16 protein-coding genes are annotated in these 15,664 nt (G+C 70.6%); 8 read left to right on the forward strand and 8 right to left on the reverse strand.

Features of this window, described 5'->3' with window-relative positions; all coding sequences use genetic code 11:
• Window positions 1-112 precede the first annotated feature (112 nt).
• On the forward strand, window positions 113-874 hold the full coding sequence (locus tag ACZ67T_RS17380) for an IclR family transcriptional regulator (RefSeq protein WP_469984844.1): 762 nt from the start codon (window positions 113-115) through the stop codon (window positions 872-874).
• 32 nt (window positions 875-906) lie between these two features.
• Here ACZ67T_RS17380 and ACZ67T_RS17385 read toward each other — a convergent pair whose 3' ends face one another.
• Window positions 907-1,782: a LysR substrate-binding domain-containing protein gene (locus ACZ67T_RS17385; RefSeq protein WP_469984846.1), complete on the reverse strand. Its 876-nt coding sequence runs from the start codon at window positions 1,780-1,782 to the stop codon at window positions 907-909.
• A gap of 175 nt (window positions 1,783-1,957) precedes the next feature.
• Here ACZ67T_RS17385 and ACZ67T_RS17390 point away from each other — a divergent pair, with 175 nt between their 5' ends.
• Both ACZ67T_RS17390 and kdgD read left to right on the forward strand, forming a co-directional pair.
• Window positions 1,958-3,139, forward strand: coding sequence for an L-talarate/galactarate dehydratase (locus ACZ67T_RS17390; protein WP_454400842.1), 1,182 nt, complete (start codon window positions 1,958-1,960; stop codon window positions 3,137-3,139).
• Between the two features lie 201 nt (window positions 3,140-3,340).
• Window positions 3,341-4,267 carry a 5-dehydro-4-deoxyglucarate dehydratase gene (gene kdgD / locus ACZ67T_RS17395; protein WP_469984848.1) on the forward strand — a complete coding sequence of 309 codons (927 nt, stop codon included), beginning with the start codon at window positions 3,341-3,343 and terminating at the stop codon, window positions 4,265-4,267.
• Between the two features lie 42 nt (window positions 4,268-4,309).
• Here the strand turns inward: kdgD and ACZ67T_RS17400 are convergent, their stop codons facing one another.
• Both ACZ67T_RS17400 and ACZ67T_RS17405 read right to left on the reverse strand, forming a co-directional pair.
• The gene (locus tag ACZ67T_RS17400) at window positions 4,310-4,822 is read right to left on the reverse strand and encodes a hypothetical protein (protein WP_469984849.1); all 513 of its coding nucleotides are present in this window, start codon (window positions 4,820-4,822) and stop codon (window positions 4,310-4,312) included.
• Window positions 4,801-5,283: a hypothetical protein gene (locus ACZ67T_RS17405; RefSeq protein ID WP_469984851.1), complete on the reverse strand. Its 483-nt coding sequence runs from the start codon at window positions 5,281-5,283 to the stop codon at window positions 4,801-4,803. The genes ACZ67T_RS17400 and ACZ67T_RS17405 overlap by 22 nt, the downstream gene beginning before the upstream one ends.
• A gap of 200 nt (window positions 5,284-5,483) precedes the next feature.
• Here ACZ67T_RS17405 and ACZ67T_RS17410 point away from each other — a divergent pair, with 200 nt between their 5' ends.
• Entirely contained in the window at window positions 5,484-5,981 is a 498-nt protein-coding gene (locus tag ACZ67T_RS17410) for a hypothetical protein (RefSeq protein WP_469984853.1), read from the forward strand.
• 544 nt (window positions 5,982-6,525) lie between these two features.
• Complete coding sequence (rox, locus tag ACZ67T_RS17415; RefSeq protein WP_469984854.1) at window positions 6,526-7,953, forward strand: rifampin monooxygenase; 1,428 nt, start codon at window positions 6,526-6,528, stop codon at window positions 7,951-7,953.
• A gap of 190 nt (window positions 7,954-8,143) precedes the next feature.
• On the opposite strand, the gene ACZ67T_RS17420 is transcribed toward rox, so the two are convergent.
• On the reverse strand, window positions 8,144-8,554 hold the full coding sequence (locus ACZ67T_RS17420; protein ID WP_469984856.1) for a nuclear transport factor 2 family protein: 411 nt from the start codon (window positions 8,552-8,554) through the stop codon (window positions 8,144-8,146).
• A gap of 81 nt (window positions 8,555-8,635) precedes the next feature.
• Window positions 8,636-9,118 carry a hypothetical protein gene (locus tag ACZ67T_RS17425; protein ID WP_469984857.1) on the reverse strand — a complete coding sequence of 161 codons (483 nt, stop codon included), beginning with the start codon at window positions 9,116-9,118 and terminating at the stop codon, window positions 8,636-8,638.
• A gap of 189 nt (window positions 9,119-9,307) precedes the next feature.
• Between ACZ67T_RS17425 and ACZ67T_RS17430 the strand changes: the two genes are divergently transcribed.
• Window positions 9,308-10,162 (forward strand): helix-turn-helix transcriptional regulator, encoded by an 855-nt coding sequence (locus ACZ67T_RS17430; RefSeq protein WP_469984859.1) that lies wholly within the window; start codon window positions 9,308-9,310, stop codon window positions 10,160-10,162.
• Here the strand turns inward: ACZ67T_RS17430 and ACZ67T_RS17435 are convergent.
• Both ACZ67T_RS17435 and ACZ67T_RS17440 read right to left on the reverse strand, forming a co-directional pair.
• Entirely contained in the window at window positions 10,150-10,779 is a 630-nt protein-coding gene (locus tag ACZ67T_RS17435) for a hypothetical protein (protein WP_469984860.1), read from the reverse strand. The genes ACZ67T_RS17430 and ACZ67T_RS17435 overlap by 13 nt on opposite strands.
• Window positions 10,773-11,768: a helix-turn-helix domain-containing protein gene (locus tag ACZ67T_RS17440; RefSeq protein ID WP_469984862.1), complete on the reverse strand. Its 996-nt coding sequence runs from the start codon at window positions 11,766-11,768 to the stop codon at window positions 10,773-10,775. The genes ACZ67T_RS17435 and ACZ67T_RS17440 overlap by 7 nt, the downstream gene beginning before the upstream one ends.
• Before the next feature lie 35 nt (window positions 11,769-11,803).
• On the opposite strand from ACZ67T_RS17440, the gene ACZ67T_RS17445 reads away from it, so the two are divergent.
• Window positions 11,804-12,598, forward strand: a complete 795-nt coding sequence (locus tag ACZ67T_RS17445) for a phytanoyl-CoA dioxygenase family protein (RefSeq protein WP_469984863.1) — start codon at window positions 11,804-11,806, stop codon at window positions 12,596-12,598.
• Between the two features lie 108 nt (window positions 12,599-12,706).
• Here the strand turns inward: ACZ67T_RS17445 and ACZ67T_RS17450 are convergent, their stop codons facing one another.
• A complete protein-coding gene (locus ACZ67T_RS17450) occupies window positions 12,707-14,800 on the reverse strand; it encodes an acyltransferase family protein (protein ID WP_469984865.1) in 2,094 nt (697 codons plus the stop codon).
• A 257-nt stretch (window positions 14,801-15,057) separates the two neighbouring features.
• On the opposite strand from ACZ67T_RS17450, the gene ACZ67T_RS17455 reads away from it, so the two are divergent.
• Complete coding sequence (locus tag ACZ67T_RS17455; RefSeq protein WP_469984867.1) at window positions 15,058-15,594, forward strand: RNA polymerase sigma factor; 537 nt, start codon at window positions 15,058-15,060, stop codon at window positions 15,592-15,594.
• Window positions 15,595-15,664 lie beyond the last annotated feature (70 nt).

Below are 15,664 nucleotides of genomic sequence, written 5' to 3' on the forward strand. Positions count from 1 at the left end.
AGAATGGAGGCTAAGTCCGTGAACTGGTCGGGTCAATGGGTGAAGCCCCGCCGATTTACGATGACCGGCACCGGGAAGCAGGGGGACACACGTGACATCAGGGGTTCGCGGGGTGAAGTCGGCACTGCGCACGGTCGCGCTGCTGGAGCTGCTCGCGGCGAGGGACGACCGGCCCGCGCGCCTGGACGAACTCGCCGAGGAACTGGACGTGCCGCGCAGCAGCATGTACCAACTCCTGCGGACCCTCGTCGACTGCGGCTGGGTGCGCACGGACAGCACCGGCTCGCTGTACGGGATCGGGATCCGCACCCTCCTCACCGGTACGAGCTACCTGGACAGCGACCCACGCGTGCGCGCCGCGCGCCCGTACCTCGACGAGGCGTCGGACGCGCTCGGCGAGACGATCCACCTGGCGCGGCTCGACGGTCCGCACGTGGTCTATCTCGCGACCCGCGAGTCCCACGAGTACCCGCGCACGATCAGCCGCGTCGGCCGCCGGGTCCCCGCGCACGCCGGCGCTCTCGGAAAGGCGCTGCTCGCCGAGCGTGCGGACGGTGAACTACCGCTCGGCGACGGCCCGTTGGCCGCCCTCACGGTGAACACGCACACCGGCCGAGCCGCGCTTCTCGCCGACCTCGCGGGCGTCCGCGAGCGGGGCTACTCCCTCGACCACGAGGAGACGGTGACCGGTATCGCGGGCTTCGGCTTCGCCCTGCGGTACGACACACCGGCGGTCGACGCCATCAGCTGCTCGGTCCCGGTCGCCCGCCTCACCGGGGAGCGTCAGGAACGCGTGGTCGCCGTGATGCGGGACGTACGGACGCAGATCGAGGCGGTGTTGTCGCCTCGCTCGGGGGCGCCCGACTGGCGGTGAGCCGGTGCGGCGGGGGTGAGCCCCGGGCTTCGTCACAGGTGCCGGAGCAGGGCCTCCAACGCCGGATTGTCGTTGCTCCTGCGCCACACCAGATTCAGCTCGACCGGCTTGGGCTCCCTCAGGTACAGCGGCTTGTACGTGATCCCATTGAACCTCATCTGAGCCGCGGCCTCCGGGACCAGGGCGATGCCCCAGCCGGCGTTCACCATCGCCAGAATGCTGTGCACCTGACTGAGGTACTGGGTGAAGACGGGTGCGACCCGGGCCGCGCGGAAGATGCTGACGAGCAGCTCGTGGAAGTAGCGGGCCTCCACCGGCGAGTACATCAGCACCTGCTCCCCGTCGAAGTCCTCCACGCGCAGGTCGCCCTCGCGCGCGGCCAGCGGATGGCCGGTGGGCAGGGCGGCGAGCAGACCCTCCCTGACAGCGGGCCGGGTCTCCAGGTCGGGGCCGGTGTTCGCGGGGCGGATCATGCCCAGGTCGAGTGAGCCTTCGGTGATGGCCTCCAGCTGGTCGCGGGTGACCAGCTCGCGCAGCACCACCTCCACTCGGGGCATGGCAGAGCGGGCCACTTCGAGCAGGGTGCCCAGGGCCGAGTTCGCGCTGGCCGCCGTGAATCCGATGGCGATGGCTCCGGCCTCACCGGCCGACACCTGCCGTACGGCGAGGGCCGCGTGCTCGGACTGGCGCAGGATGTGGCGCGCCTCGTTGAGGAAGGTGCGGCCTGCCGGGGTGAGCCGCACGGACCGGTTGGTGCGGTCGAGGAGCTGCACTCCGAGGTCGTGTTCGAGGAGTTGGATCTGCCGGCTCAGCGGGGGCTGCGTCATCCGGAGGCGCTCCGCGGCGCGGGTGAAGTGCAGTTCCTCGGCCACCGCCACGAAGCTCACGAGCTGTGCCAGCGTGAACAATGATTCTCTCCGGGTATCAGCGCATGCAAAATTGGTCTTGGACGTGGATCAATCGCCGACTCTAGCTTCAAGGGGAGTCAACGCCTCCGTCGGCCGCAGACCGACAGGGCCCGCCGACACGGCCGGGCGCGGCCCGCCGGACGGCCGCATCCGCCTCACACCCCAGGGACACGCAGTGGTGACCAAGACCCACACGACCACCAACGCCGCGCACGTCGCAGGCGAGGCGACGCTCGACAGGATCTCCTGGATCAGGCTCTCCTCCGTCACGCTGCCGCTGGCCACGCCGATCAGCGACGCCAAGGTCCTCACCGGGCGTCAGAAGCCCATGACCGAAGTGGCGTTCCTCTTCGTGGAGCTGGAGACCGAGCAGGGGCACGAGGGCATCGGCTTCAGCTACTCCAAGCGGGCCGGCGGCCCCGGCCAGTTCGCCCACGCCAGGGAGATCGCCGACAATCTGCTCGGCGAGGACCCCAGCGACATCGGCAAGATCTGGACGAAGCTGGCGTGGTCCGGCGCCTCGGTGGGGCGCAGCGGTCTGGCCACGCAGGCCATCGCCGCGTACGACGTGGCCCTGTGGGACCTCAAGGCCAAGCGTGCGGGCCTGCCGCTGGCCAAACTCCTGGGCGCCCACCGCGACTCCGTACGCTGCTACAACACCTCCGGCGGCTTCCTGCACACCCCGACCGAGCAGGTGCTCGACAACGCGTCCGCCTCCCTGGCGAGTGGCATCGGCGGCATCAAGATCAAGGTCGGCAACCCCGACCGCAAGCAGGACCTGCGCCGCCTGACCGCCGTCCGCGAACACATCGGCGACGACGCCCCGCTGATGGTCGACGCGAACCAGCAGTGGGACCGTCCGACCGCCCAGCGGATGGGCCGGGCCATGGAGGAGTTCGACCTCGTCTGGATCGAGGAGCCGCTCGACGCCTACGACGCCCAGGGCCACGCCGCGCTCGCCGCTTCGCTCGACACCCCCATCGCCACCGGCGAGATGCTCGCCAGCGTGGCCGAGCACTGGGAGCTGATCCGCAACAACGCGGCGGACATCATCCAGCCCGACGCCCCGCGAATCGGCGGCATCACGCAGTTCCTCAAGCTCGCGGCGCTCGCGGAGCACCACAACCTCCAGCTGGCACCGCACTTCGCGATGGAGATCCACCTCCACCTCGCGGCCGCCTATCCGATCGAGCCGTGGGTGGAGCACTTCGACTGGCTGGAGCCGCTGTTCAACGAGCGCCTCACCATCAGCGACGGCCGCATGCACGTCCCGTCCCGCCCCGGCCTCGGCATCACCCTCACCGACCAGGCCCGCGCCTGGACCCAGGCCACCCATGAGGCCGGCAAGCGCCACTGACACCTCGTGGCACAACGCTCACACGTCCGGCGCCTCCTCAAAGGGGCGCCGGACGCGTATCCGCACGTTCCCCCGCTCACGTCATACCGATCCTGTATCACCGGATGCGAAATCAGTGTTGGACCGGCATGAGTCGTTGCTCGTAGCGTCGTCACCGAGGGCACCCATCACGCCCTACCCGACTCCAGGAGCAGAACGCAGATGACGTCGTCCTACACCCCGTCAGAGCTCGGCAGGCGCATCGGATCCGGCCTGCTGTCCTTCCCCGTCACCCACTTCAAGGCTGACGACCACTCCTTCGACGAGAGCGCCTACCGTGACAGCATCACGCGCCTGGCCGGGTACGAGGTGGGCGGCCTGTTCGCCGCCGGCGGCACCGGCGAGTTCTTCTCTCTGACGGGCGCCGAGGTCGAACGCGTCGTCGCCGCAGCCGTGCGGAGCGCCCCCGAGTCGACGCCCGTCCTGGCCCCGGCCGGATACGGCACACGTACGGCCGTCGAGTACGCGCAGGCCGCGGAACGCGCGGGCTCCGACGGCGTCCTGCTCTTCCCGCCGTACCTCACCGAGGCCGGGCAGGAGGGCCTGGCCGGCCACGTCGAGGCCGTGTGCCGCTCCACCTCGCTCGGCGTCATCGTCTACAGCCGCGCCAACGCCGTCTACACCGCACCCACCCTCGCCCGCATCGCCGACCGCTGCCCCAACCTCATCGGCTACAAGGACGGCGTCGGTGACATCGACGCCATGACGCGGATCCACGCCCGTCTCGGCGAGCGCCTCACCTACATCGGCGGCCTGCCCACGGCGGAGACGTTCGCTCTCCCCTACCTCGAACTCGGCGTCACCACCTACTCGTCGGCCATCTTCAACTTCCTGCCCGAGTTCGCCCTCGAGTTCTACGGCGCCGTCCGCGAGCGCAAGCACGACACCGTCACCAAGCTCCTGGGCGACTTCGTGCTGCCGTACACCGAGATCCGCAACCGGCGGCCCGGCTACGCGGTGAGCATCGTGAAGGCGGGCATGAACGCGGTAGGCCACAGCGCGGGCCCGGTCCGACCGCCACTGACCGACCTGACCCCGGACGAACTGGCCGAGCTCACCGCGCTGATCAACGGCCTGCCCACGGCCTGACGCTCCGCCGGAATGCCCGCCACCGATGTGGCGGGCGGCCGGTCACAGCTTGAACACCACTCCGCGCCACGTCCACCCCGCGCCGAGGATCGCTTTCTGCAACGGGGCCTTCATCTCGACGGGGTCGAAGCGGAACACCTCCGTCTTGTGCAGGCGGCCGTCGGACCCCCGCTTGACCTCCCAGCGCCGGCTCACCGCGGTCACCTGCCCTCGGGAGTACTCACGTGACCGGGCGAACCTGGGCGTGTCCCCGACCCACGTGACCTCCCACTGCTCGTCGAGCGCGCGAACCTCATTGCTCTCCGGGACCAGGCGCATCCTCGTCTTCAGCGTCCGGCTCAGCTGACTCCGCGAGAAGAAGGTGCGCCAGGCCGGTTCCATGACCCGCCACTCGGCGACGAGGTCGGCACCCTCGGCCGGGGTGCCGTTGCGCACGACGTACGGCACGTCGGGCCCGTTGATCGCGAGCAGCGCGGCCCGGACTTCTCCGGCCGGGCGCGGGGTGACACCGGCGTCGGGATGCCTGGTGCCGGTCAGTTTGTCGAAGAGACCCATCGGGTCAACCTACGGAGACACCGGCTGTACGGACAAGCGCGCCGTCGGCCTGCGCCCGCCCCTCGCGCAGACCGACCAGCGTTCCTCGCTTCGTTGTCGCCGGCCCCGGAGATCCACCGGCCGGCCTCCGTCGCGAGGCCCAGCACGAGGATCGAGCCCAGCACCGATGCCACCAGAGCGTGCGAGACGGCGGCCGCCGGCAAGCCCACCGCGAAGAAGCCGGCGGCCAGACCCGGCAGCACCGAGCCGACGCCCAGCGCCACGACGATCCGGCGTGTCGCGCCGGGAACGGAACTCCCCTGCGCCGCCCAGGCTTTCAGGCTCTCCCAGAACCAGAACAACGCCACAGCCACCGATCCGAGGCCGGTGACCGACACCGCCAGGACAAGATCGACCACCCGACCCCACATGTGCCCATGCTTCCGCGCCGACCGGATCCTGGCCTGAGTACGGATACTCATGCCCCTGAACGCAGGCGCGATTTTGCCGTCATTTTTGCATCAGACCGCACAACCATTTCATGAATGCCCCGAGCGCGGCCACGCGCGAAAAGAATGCGAAGAAAGGCGGAACTGACGGGCCGTGGCTGCAGTCTTATCCCGTGACCACAAGCCCGCAGTATTCACTGCGGCACCGAATGACGGGGAAGGTTTCACCGACCATGCACGCTCGCGCCCGCACCGCTCTCTTCGCCTCCGCCGCCATCGCGGCCACGCTCTCCCTCACCGCGATCACCCCGGCCCTGGCCGGTACGTCGTCCGCCCACACCACGGCCGCCGCCCCCGCAGCGTCCCAGGGCGACCCGCGGAGCACCATCAACCGCGTCGCCGATTTCTACGGTGCGTACATCGACTCGATCTGGGACAACGAGGACCCGGCCGCCGGCGCCAACGCCAAGGCGCTGCGCTCCTTCTACCTGTCGGCAGCGGCACAGAAGAAGGTCGCCGCGTTCGAGGCGAAGGAGCACGCCGACGGGATCCTGTTCGCGCAGAACGTGCCCGTGAAGTGGAAGGTCGACTACACGGGCTCCGGCGCGGGCCACGCGACCTCGCTCGTCACGCTCACCTGGAGCGACGGCGCCAACCCCGAGGTCACCAAGATCAAGGTCCAGTCGGACCTCCAGACCCGCAAGATCACCGACCTGGCGGCCGTCAACTAGCCCGCACGCGCCTGGCGGTGGCCCGTACCGGAGACGTCCGGTACGGGCCACACGCGTCTCCCTTTCACTGGGGGATTCAAAAGCACGGCCGTCGATCACCGTCTCGCGGGCCGCGCTTTGTCGCAGAATTATCCGCCTTGCAGTACGTGGCCTTGCAGTACGTGCTATTCAGCGTCGACAGCATTCGTGGCATCGAAATGCAGTCCGCTCTGACGGCTCAGCAGATGCAAGGAATTCATGACGGCTCGGCCGCAGGTGGGCGGTCCGGGGCGCTTCGGCGAAGTCAACCGTCTTGCGCTGCACTGACGTCGTGGACGCCGGGACGGCTGCCGTGGTCGTCACGGAAGCCTGACCGACCCCGACTTCCCAGCAGACGACAAAGGGCAAGGAGAGTGTCCACTCCCTTGCCCTCTTCAACGTATAGCGCACAGGGGGCCTTGCGGCAAGGCCCCGGTCTTGCCGCAGAATGGCCGGCCTGAGCCAGGACCCGGCCGGACTTCGCGGGCCGCCCGGCCGATATTCAACTCGTCACGTAGGGGATTTCATGATCGACGTCATCGTTGTGGGCAGCGGACCGACCGGCTTGATGCTGGCCTGTGAGCTGCGGCTGCACGGCGTGAACGTGGTCGTGCTGGAGAAGCTGACCGAGCCGACCAGGGAGTCCCGTGGACAGGGCCTGCACGCGCGCAGCGTGGAGGTGATGGATCAGCGCGGCCTGCTGGAGCGCTTCCTCGCGGTCAGCGAGAAGTTCAGCGCCGGCGGTCTCTACGGCGGCATCGTCAAGCCGTGGCCGGACCAGTTGGACACCGCCCACCCGTTCGGCGTCACCGCCTCGCAGCCCGTCACCGAGCGGCTGCTCAACGAGCGAGCGCTCGAACTCGGGGCCGACATCCGGCGCGGGTGCGAGGTGGCCGGGGTGAGCCAGGACGAAGACGGAGTGACCGTCGAGCTGACCGACGGCACGCAGCTGCGCTCGCGCTACCTCGTCGGGTGCGACGGCGGCCGCAGCGTGGTGCGCAAGCAGCTCGGCATCGGCTTCCCCGGCGAGCCCGCCACGATCGAGACGCTGCTGGGCGAGATGGGCGCGACCGAGGATCCGGAGACGATCGGCGCCGTCGTCGAGGAAGTCCGCAAGACCCAACTGCGGTTCGGCGTCATCCCCCAGGGCGACGGAATGTACCGCATCGTCGTGCCCGCCGCGGACGTGGCCGAGGACCGTGCGACAGCGCCGACCCTCGATGATTTCAAGGAGCGACTGCGAGCGATCGCCGGCACCGACTTCGGCGCACACTCGCCGCGCTGGCTGTCCCGGTTCGGCGACGCCACCCGCCAGGCCGAGCGCTACCGTGTCGGACGGGTGTTCCTGGCCGGTGACGCGGCACACATCCACCCCCCGACCGGCGGGCAGGGGCTCAACCTCGGCGTCCAGGACGCCTTCAACCTCGGCTGGAAGCTGGCGGCCGCTGTCAACGGCTGGGCGCCGGACGGGCTGTTGGACAGTTACCACACCGAACGGCACCCGGTGGGCGCCCGCGTGCTGGACAACACCCGTGCGCAGATCACCCTGCTGGGGACCGATCCAGGTGCGACCGCACTGCGGGAGCTGTTCTCGAAGCTGATGGACTTCGAGGAGGTGAACCGGTACGTGACCGGCATCATCACCGCGGTCGGGGTCAGCTACGACTTCGGCGAGGGACACGACCTGCTCGGCCGTCGGATGCGGGACGTGGAGCTGAAGCGGGGCCGCCTGTACGAGCTGATGCACGGCGGCCGCGGGCTGCTTCTCGACCGGACAGGCAACCTCTCGGTGGCGGGCTGGGCGGACCGGGTCGACCACGTCGTCGACGTCAGCGAGGAACTGGACGTGCCCGCGGTACTGCTGCGGCCGGACGGTCACGTGGCGTGGGTCGGCGAGGATCAGCCGGATCTGCTCAGCCACCTGTCCAAGTGGTTCGGGACCGCTGCCGGTTGAGCGTGCGGGCTCGGACGGGAATGCGGGGTTCGTGAACTGCGACAGCAGGTGGTAGCAGCGCCTACGTGCAACCGGCACCTCGGCCGAGCGACGGGGCGGCACGGGGGACGGCCGCCCTGAGCAAACTTCCCGCCTCCCTGATCAGGGGCAGGAGTCCGTATGAACCAACTCCCGCTCCATGGCTCATGACCTACGCGTCGCTGCCCGAGGTGTCGGGGAACGAGTGGTGCTCGTGCGCCACGGTCCAGCGTCCCTCTTCCTTGCGCAGCCCGAGCGTCAGGCGCAGGCGGTTCTCCGGCTGCGCGGCCAGGTCGTCCGGCGTTCCGCAGTGCAGCAGGGCAAGGGCGTAGGCGACCTCGTCGCCGGCGGTGACGTCGAGCGACACGAGGTCGAACACGGCCCCTTGTGCCTGCCACTCGAAGAACGGCGGCCATGTCTCGCGGTAGGCGTCGAGGCCGCGGACGCCGTCGTGGGGCGGCGGTACGTCGAACATCACGATGTCGTCGGCGTGGTCGGCCAGAACGCCCTTCATGTCGCCCGCGTGCACCGCCGCCGCCCATCGCTCGACCAGGGTCCGAATCTCCCGCTCGTCGTCCGTCATGGCCGGCTCACCGTCCTCTCGACGCGCGGCGCGGGCGTCGATCGCCGCGTCTCCACGCCCCGTACGTCTCTCCCCCCACGCTCATACGCTAGCTCCGTTCGTGTGTGCCCGGGCCCTGGCCTCCGTGACCGACCCGGCCGTCACCACCAGTAGGCCGGCGGAGACACCGAACGCGGCCGTGAGGCCGTTCAGCCACGCGTAGCCACTGCTGCTGGGGTACGTGGTTCCGTCGTCCAGCACGCAGTCGAAGCGCAGCGGCACATAGGAAGCCCGGTGCCCGACCAGGTGCTGGAGGGTTCTGTCGTCGACGGCGTCGCGGCACGAGGGCGCCGGTGACGACGAGGCGCCGCTCTGCGACTCGTGTTCGGACAGCTGCACCGCGCCGAGCCCCAGCACGTACAGACCGACTGCCGCTGCCGCCGCCATCGCGGCACACCATCGCAGCAGATCCAGGGACCAGTCCGCCCGGCGGCCGGGAAGGGCGACGGAGATGAACTTGACGACCACCGCGATGACCCAGACGGGGATCGCGAGCAGAGCGGGCAGCGCCAGAAAGACGAACACGGGCCAGGCACCCTTCACAGGCGTTCGACGCGGGCGAGTTCATGGAGCGCGGCTCGCCGCCTTGCCCGGGGGTAGACCTTCGAAGGCATCAACAGGTTGTGGTCATCGCCTGATCGGCACGGGTTCGCGCTCACCGGGTGGGACTCCCAGTACCAGGTAGATCCGCGCCGGGCGGTGCACAGTGGAGTCATGGCGACCACGGAGTTCGGGCACACGGTGCGGCGCTGGCGCGACCGCGTCTCGCCGGCGGCGGCCGGGCTGCCCGTCGGAGGGGGCCGGCGCGCGCCCGGGCTGCGCCGCGAGGAGCTCGCCATGCTGGCCGGTATCTCGGTCGACTACGTCACCCGCCTCGAACAGGGCCGCGCGACCAATCCCTCGGAACAGGTCGTGGAGGCGCTGGGCCGGGCGCTGCGCGTGTCCGCGAGCGAGCGCGAGCACCTGTTCCACCTGGCCGGGCTCGTACCGCCGGGGCAGGGCACGGTGCCCGCCTTCATCACGCCGAGCGTCCAGCGGATGCTGGACCGGCTGACCGGGACGCCTGTCGCGGTCTCCGACGCCACCTGGACGCTGCTGCTGGCCAACCCTCTGTACACGGCGTTGATGGGAGAGCGGCACGGGGACGAGCGCAACGCGGTGTGGCGCAACTTCCTCGGCGCGCCCGGCCGCGTCCGTCACACTCCGGAGTCCCTGCGCGCGCTCGAGACGGCGCAGGTCTCCGACTTGCGTGCGGCGGCGAGCCGCTATCCGCAGGACCAGCGACTGAGGCGGCTGATCGCGGAACTGCGTGCGCGCAGTGACCGGTTCGCCGAGCTGTGGGATTCCGGCGCCGTCGGGCAGGCAGCGGCGTCGCGCAAGACCATCGATCATCCCGAGGTGGGAGCCCTGACGCTGGACTGCGACATCCTCAGCGTCGCGGGCACCGGCCTGCGCATCATCATCTACACCGCCGAGCCCGGCACCCAGGACGCCGAGCGCCTCGCGCTCCTCGGCGTCATCGGCACCCAGACACTCGCCGGCCAGCAGTCCCGCGCTCAGTGGCCGTAGGGCGGCTCGAAGCAGCCGGTCTCCATGTACGGGCCATTGACCTTGACCCCGTAGTTCGTCTCCTGCACGAACGCCGTCACACATGCGTCGGCATGCACGCGCAGGCCGACCTGTGCGCCTTCGGGCGTGACGTAATGGTCGGTCTCGTAGCGCGCGTCCATCCCCCGTACGCTCAGCGTCCCGCCGGCCCGCTCGCCTCCGTCGCCGCTCCGCTCCTGCGCGTAACCGAGCTTGAGGAGTGCCACGCGGACGCTCTCGGGGTCCCACTCCTTCTGCCCCCAGAGGCGTTTGAGCACGGGCTCGATGCGAGCGGCTTCCCGCCGCGCGTCCCTTTCACTGGCGGGCGACATGTCGCCCGCGCGGCGGTAGGCGTTGTTGTCGCCGATGTGCGGCGCGCCATCGACCACTCCGGGCTCCACGTAAGGGGAAGCGGAAGGAGGCGTCGTGGCGGACGAAGGCGCGGGAGGCGGGCTGGAACTCGGGGATGAGGTCGGCAGCCCGGCCGCCGTGTCCGCGACGTGCTCCTCGCCGCAGCCGGTCAGCGTCACGGCAGCAGCGCCCAGCAGGAGTGCGAGCGCGGCGCACCGTCCGCGCCGCGGCGTCGTCGAGGTCAGCATGGGCGAGACTCTGCCATCGCCGGGCCGGCTGTGGGGGCCGCCGGGCCATGTTGTCCGCGCCTGCGTGACACCGCGTCCGTCCCGTGGGCCGGTCCTCGTCCGGCGGCGGACCGGTATTCCTTCGGAGGCGATCCGTACCTGGCACGGAAAGCGTGGCTGAAGTGGAACGGCCCCGCGAAGCCCGAGGCCGCGGCCACCTGGGCCACGGTGAGTTCGGTACCCGTCAGCAGGCACGCCGCATGCTGCAGCCGCGCCTCCCGCAGGGCCCGCATCGGCGTGGAGCCGGTCTCCTCGGCGAACAGGTGGGCGAACCGTGAGGGTGACAGGGCCACCGCCGTGGCAAGGGAGTCGACGGTGTGCGCGGCTGCCGGGTCGGCGTCGATCAGGGCCTGGGCGCGGCGCACGCGCGCGTCGCCGGGGCCGGTGACGCCGGACGGGGAGGTGGCCAGCACCAGGGCGCGCTCCACGGAGCCCAGGGCCAGCGCGGCGGCGTCCGGGCCCGTCGCCACCGAGGCCGGGACGGTGCGTCGCGTGGCGCTCATCGGTCGGGGTGGAGCGCCGGCGCCGGTCCAACGGCTGTCGGCGTGCGCCTGCCGCAGCGCCGCGGCGACGCCGGTACGCGTTTCGGGGTGGACACGGGGCATCACGTGACAGCCGCTGCCGAGGTCGTACGGGCGCAGGCGCTGCTCCCAGCCGGGGCGCAGCAGGAAGTGGGCCCACCACAGCCCCCAGTGCTCGGCGTCCGGCGCGGTCCGGTAGGTGTGATGCACACCCGGAGCGAGCAGCACCAGACTCCCGGGTCCCGCGACCGTCCCGGCGCCGCCCTGGCGGACGTGACCGACGCCGGACTCCGTCCACAACAGGAGCCAGCTCGGGGCGCCGGCCGTCCTGCGGACCGCGTAGTCGGGCTGCCCGTCGTGGCGGCCGACGATCAGGACGCCGGGGGGCGGTGCAGCAGTTTCACGAAGGTCTGTGGCGGACACACGCATAGCCTGGCACACCGGCGCGGTTCTACGGTCGTTGTATGAACACAGTCGATATCTCGACCTTCGCGACCTCGGGCTACACGATCGCCCGCCGGCTCCTGTCACGGGAAGAGGTGGCCGCGCTCACTGACGGTTTCATGGAATATCCCCAACGAGGCGCCGTACCAGGCCACTTTCAGCCGTCGGCACAGAATCCTGACGGCCCGCACGATCCGCTGCGCGAGTACCCACGCATCATGCACCCCCACCTGATCGACGACAGCGCCATGCGCTACCTGCTCGACCCGAGGATCACCGCGATCGTCGCCGAGCTCATCGACGAGGAGCCGATAGCAGCGCAGAGCATGCTGTACTTCAAGCCTCCCGGCGCACGCGGGCAGGCGCTGCACCAGGACAACTTCTATCTGAGGGTAGAGCCGGGCACCTGTGTCGCGGCGTGGGTGGCGCTCGACCACGTGGACCGCGACAACGGAGGGCTCGAAGTCGTCCCCGGCACGCACCTCATGGACCTCTTCTGCCCCGAGGAGGCCGACCCCGACACGTACTTCACGAGGGAGTACGTGCCACCGCCGGCGGGCCTCGCGCGCGTGCCGGTCGACATGGAGCCGGGCGACGTCCTCTTCTTCAACGGCAGCCTGGTCCACGGCTCCGAGCCGAACACGACCACGGACCGGTTCCGCCGCAGCTTCGTGTGCCACTACGCCCCGCGTTCGGCCCGCCGCATCGCCCGCCACTACCGCACGTTCACGCTGGAGGGTCAGGAGGTCTTCCTGGCCGAGTCGGAGGGGGGCGGCCCCTGCGGTACGGAGTTCCCGGTCACGTCGCCGCACTAAGGGCCGTCGTCTGGATCGGGCCGGACCAGGGAGCGGTGCCGGGCCCCGCGAGCCCGGGGTGATCCGGGCGAGAGACCCTGGACGTGACCGTCCTGGGCGGACAGGTGCTCAGCTTCCGCTCCTGGCCTCCAACGCCCTTCCCAGGACGGGTGCCAGGGCCTCGGCGTAGCCCTCTGCCATGTGGCTTTCGTCTCGGTAGACGAAGGTGTCGTACACCGCGACGGGACAGTCTCCGTGCGTCGTGCACAGCCAGGGCTGCGGGTCGATCACCAGGACGCCGGTCGAGCGTGCCGCTGCCTTCGTGGCGTTCCTGCGGGTCACGTCGTGCAGGGCCTTGGGGACACGGATCGAGCAGTCCCGCAGGTGCAGGGGGTGGGTGGCCGCGCAGTCGAGCACGTCCTCGCGAGGCCAGGGGGTGTCGAGGAGCGCGACGACCCGGGCGCCTGATCGCGCGAGCTTCCGGAACGTCCGGAGGTAGCCGTCTGTCCATCCCGCGAGCGGGTCGCGCATCGTCCGCGCCGGGGTGCCCGCGTCGGAGGAGGACACGAGGACGAGTGACGGGCGGAGCTTCTCGATCCGCGAGAGCGCGTCGGCGCGCCAGCGGTCACATGTCGTATAGGGACGGTGTGCGTTGACGGTGGTGACCGCAGCCGCCTTGCAGGAGGCCTTGGTCATCGAGATCAGCTTCCAATGGTGCTGCAGGGCAAGGACGTTGAGCGCGGGGAACCACTGGGCCGCGTGGGAGTCGCCGAAGAGTACGACGACGTCCTTCGAGGACCGGTCTCCGTACACGCACATGGGTGCGCTCGTGCTGGCGTAGTTCTGGTGGCACCCGTCCCGGTACACGGCGGACCGTACGTCCGTGATCCCGGTGAGCGGCGGAGTGAGGTTGTCCGGCAGGCGGGTGCCGGTCGTGCCGAGGGCCTGCGTGAGGCGCGCGCCGGGGTCCGGGGCGGCGGCGAGGGCGTCCTTGAGTACGGGAGCGGGCTCGCCGGAGCTGATCGACGGCGGGAACGCCGCCGCGATCAGCGCGGTGGACGCGGTGACGGCGGTCAGGGCGAGGCCGAGCCGCAGGCCACGGCCCGGACGGCCGCGCAGCGCCCGGTGGAAGCGCACCGGGTTCTCGACCAGGCGCAGGGTCAGCCAGGCCGGGAGCAGAGCGGCCGCACCGAGGGCCAGCGCCAGGTGGGTGCCGGCAGGCCTGTCGAGCGCCTTCGGCCCGATGACCAGGAACGGCCAGTGCCACAGGTACCAGCTGTACGACAGGCCGCCGAGCCAGGTCACCGGCCGTGCGGTGAGCATCCGGCGCGCTCGCGGCCACGCGGGCGAGGTGCCGCCGACGATGACGAGGGCGGCACCGATGACGGGGGCCGCCGCGGCCGTTCCCGGGAAGGGAGTGTCGGCGTCGAAGCGCAGCGCGGCGGCGATGATGCAGGCGAGACCGGCCCACGTCATCGCCACGGCGACGCCGGCCGGCAGACGCGGAGGCCGGAGCAGGGCGAGCGCGACCAGCGCTCCGGCGCCCAGCTCCCAGGCGCGCGTGTGCGAACCGAAGTAGGCCCAGGGCGCCGACTGCCCGGTCACGTGGACGCTCAGCCCGAACGACACCGCGCACAGCGCCGCCAGGGGTATCGCCAGGAGCGCGCGGCGACGCCTCGACAGCCGCCGGCCGAGCAGCAGGAGCAGCGGCCACACCAGATAGAACTGCTCCTCGACGGCCAGCGACCAGAAGTGCTGGAACGGGGACGGAGGGCTGCCCTCCGCGAGGTAGTCGGTGCCGGTGGCCGCGAGCCGGAAGTTCACCGCGTACAGGGCGCTCGCGAACGCGTCGCTCATGTACTCGGCGAAGCGGATCTTCGACAGGAACAGCCATGATCCGGCGAGGGTCACCAGGACGACGAGGGCCGAGGCGGGGAGCAGGCGCAGCGCCCTGCGGGCGTAGAACGCACGGATCGATATGCGGTCGGAGGCGGACAGCTCGCGCAGGAGCGAGGACGTGATGAGGAAACCCGAGATCACGAAGAAGACGTCGACCCCGACGTAGCCGCCGCCGAACCGTGTGACCCCGGCGTGGCCCAGGACGACGAGAGTGACAGCGAGGGCCCGGAGCCCCTGGATGTCAGGGCGCTGCCCAGGCGCTGTGTGTGCCGTGCCCGGCGGCGGTGAGGTGCGCCCGGCGTCGGACGCCGGCTTCTCTTCCACGGTCCCCGTCGACTGTGGGGCGCGTTCGGTTGCTGTCCGTCCGGCGTGCGTTCTTGCGCGAATTGCGGCGTATGGAGTCCTGGTCACGTCTGGGACTGTCCGGTCAGACCCGTGTGTTGCGGCCCCGCACCCTTCTTTTTGAGCACTCAACCAGGTGTTCACCGATAGGGCGCCTGCGAGTCGTCCGGTGTTGCGCCGGCGCCCGGCACCATGGCGTGGCTCACGCAACGGCTGCCGCGAAACGGAGGCATGCGGTCATGGAGGACTCACTGCGCGCCCGGATCAGGGCGGGTGACGCCGATGCCTTCGCGGAGCTCTTCGACGACACCTCTCCCGAGGTGCACCGCATGGCGTTGCGCGCGACGGGCGACTGGGCGCAGGCCGAGGACGTCGTCTCGCTCACCTTTCTGGAGATATGGCGGCTCCGGCGGACGGTGCGCCGCGAGGACGCCCCGCTCCGGCCGTTCGTCCTGGGCGTCGGCCAGAACGTCCTGCGCAACCAGTCCCGCTCGGCCCGCCGTCACCGCGCGGCCCTGGCCCGGCTGCCCGCCTGCGAGCACCTGCCGGACTTCGCGGACGAGGTGGTCGACCGCATCGCGGACGCCGAGCAGGTCGCCGCCGCCCGCACGGCACTGGACGCGCTGAACCGCGCCGAGCGCGATGTCGTCCTCCTGTGCGGCTGGTCGGAGCTCAACTCCGAGGCCGCCGCCGAGATTCTGGGCGTAGCACCGGGCACGGTCCGCTCGCGCCTGTCGCGGGCGAGGGCGCGACTGCGGGCGTCCGTCGACGCGTGAGCCCACGAGGGCGGCGACAAGCACAACTCCTCTTCCCGGCCCGCCTCTGCGGCAGACATCCTTGGCCATC

The organism is Streptomyces sp. NPDC107517 (genome assembly GCF_055582645.1).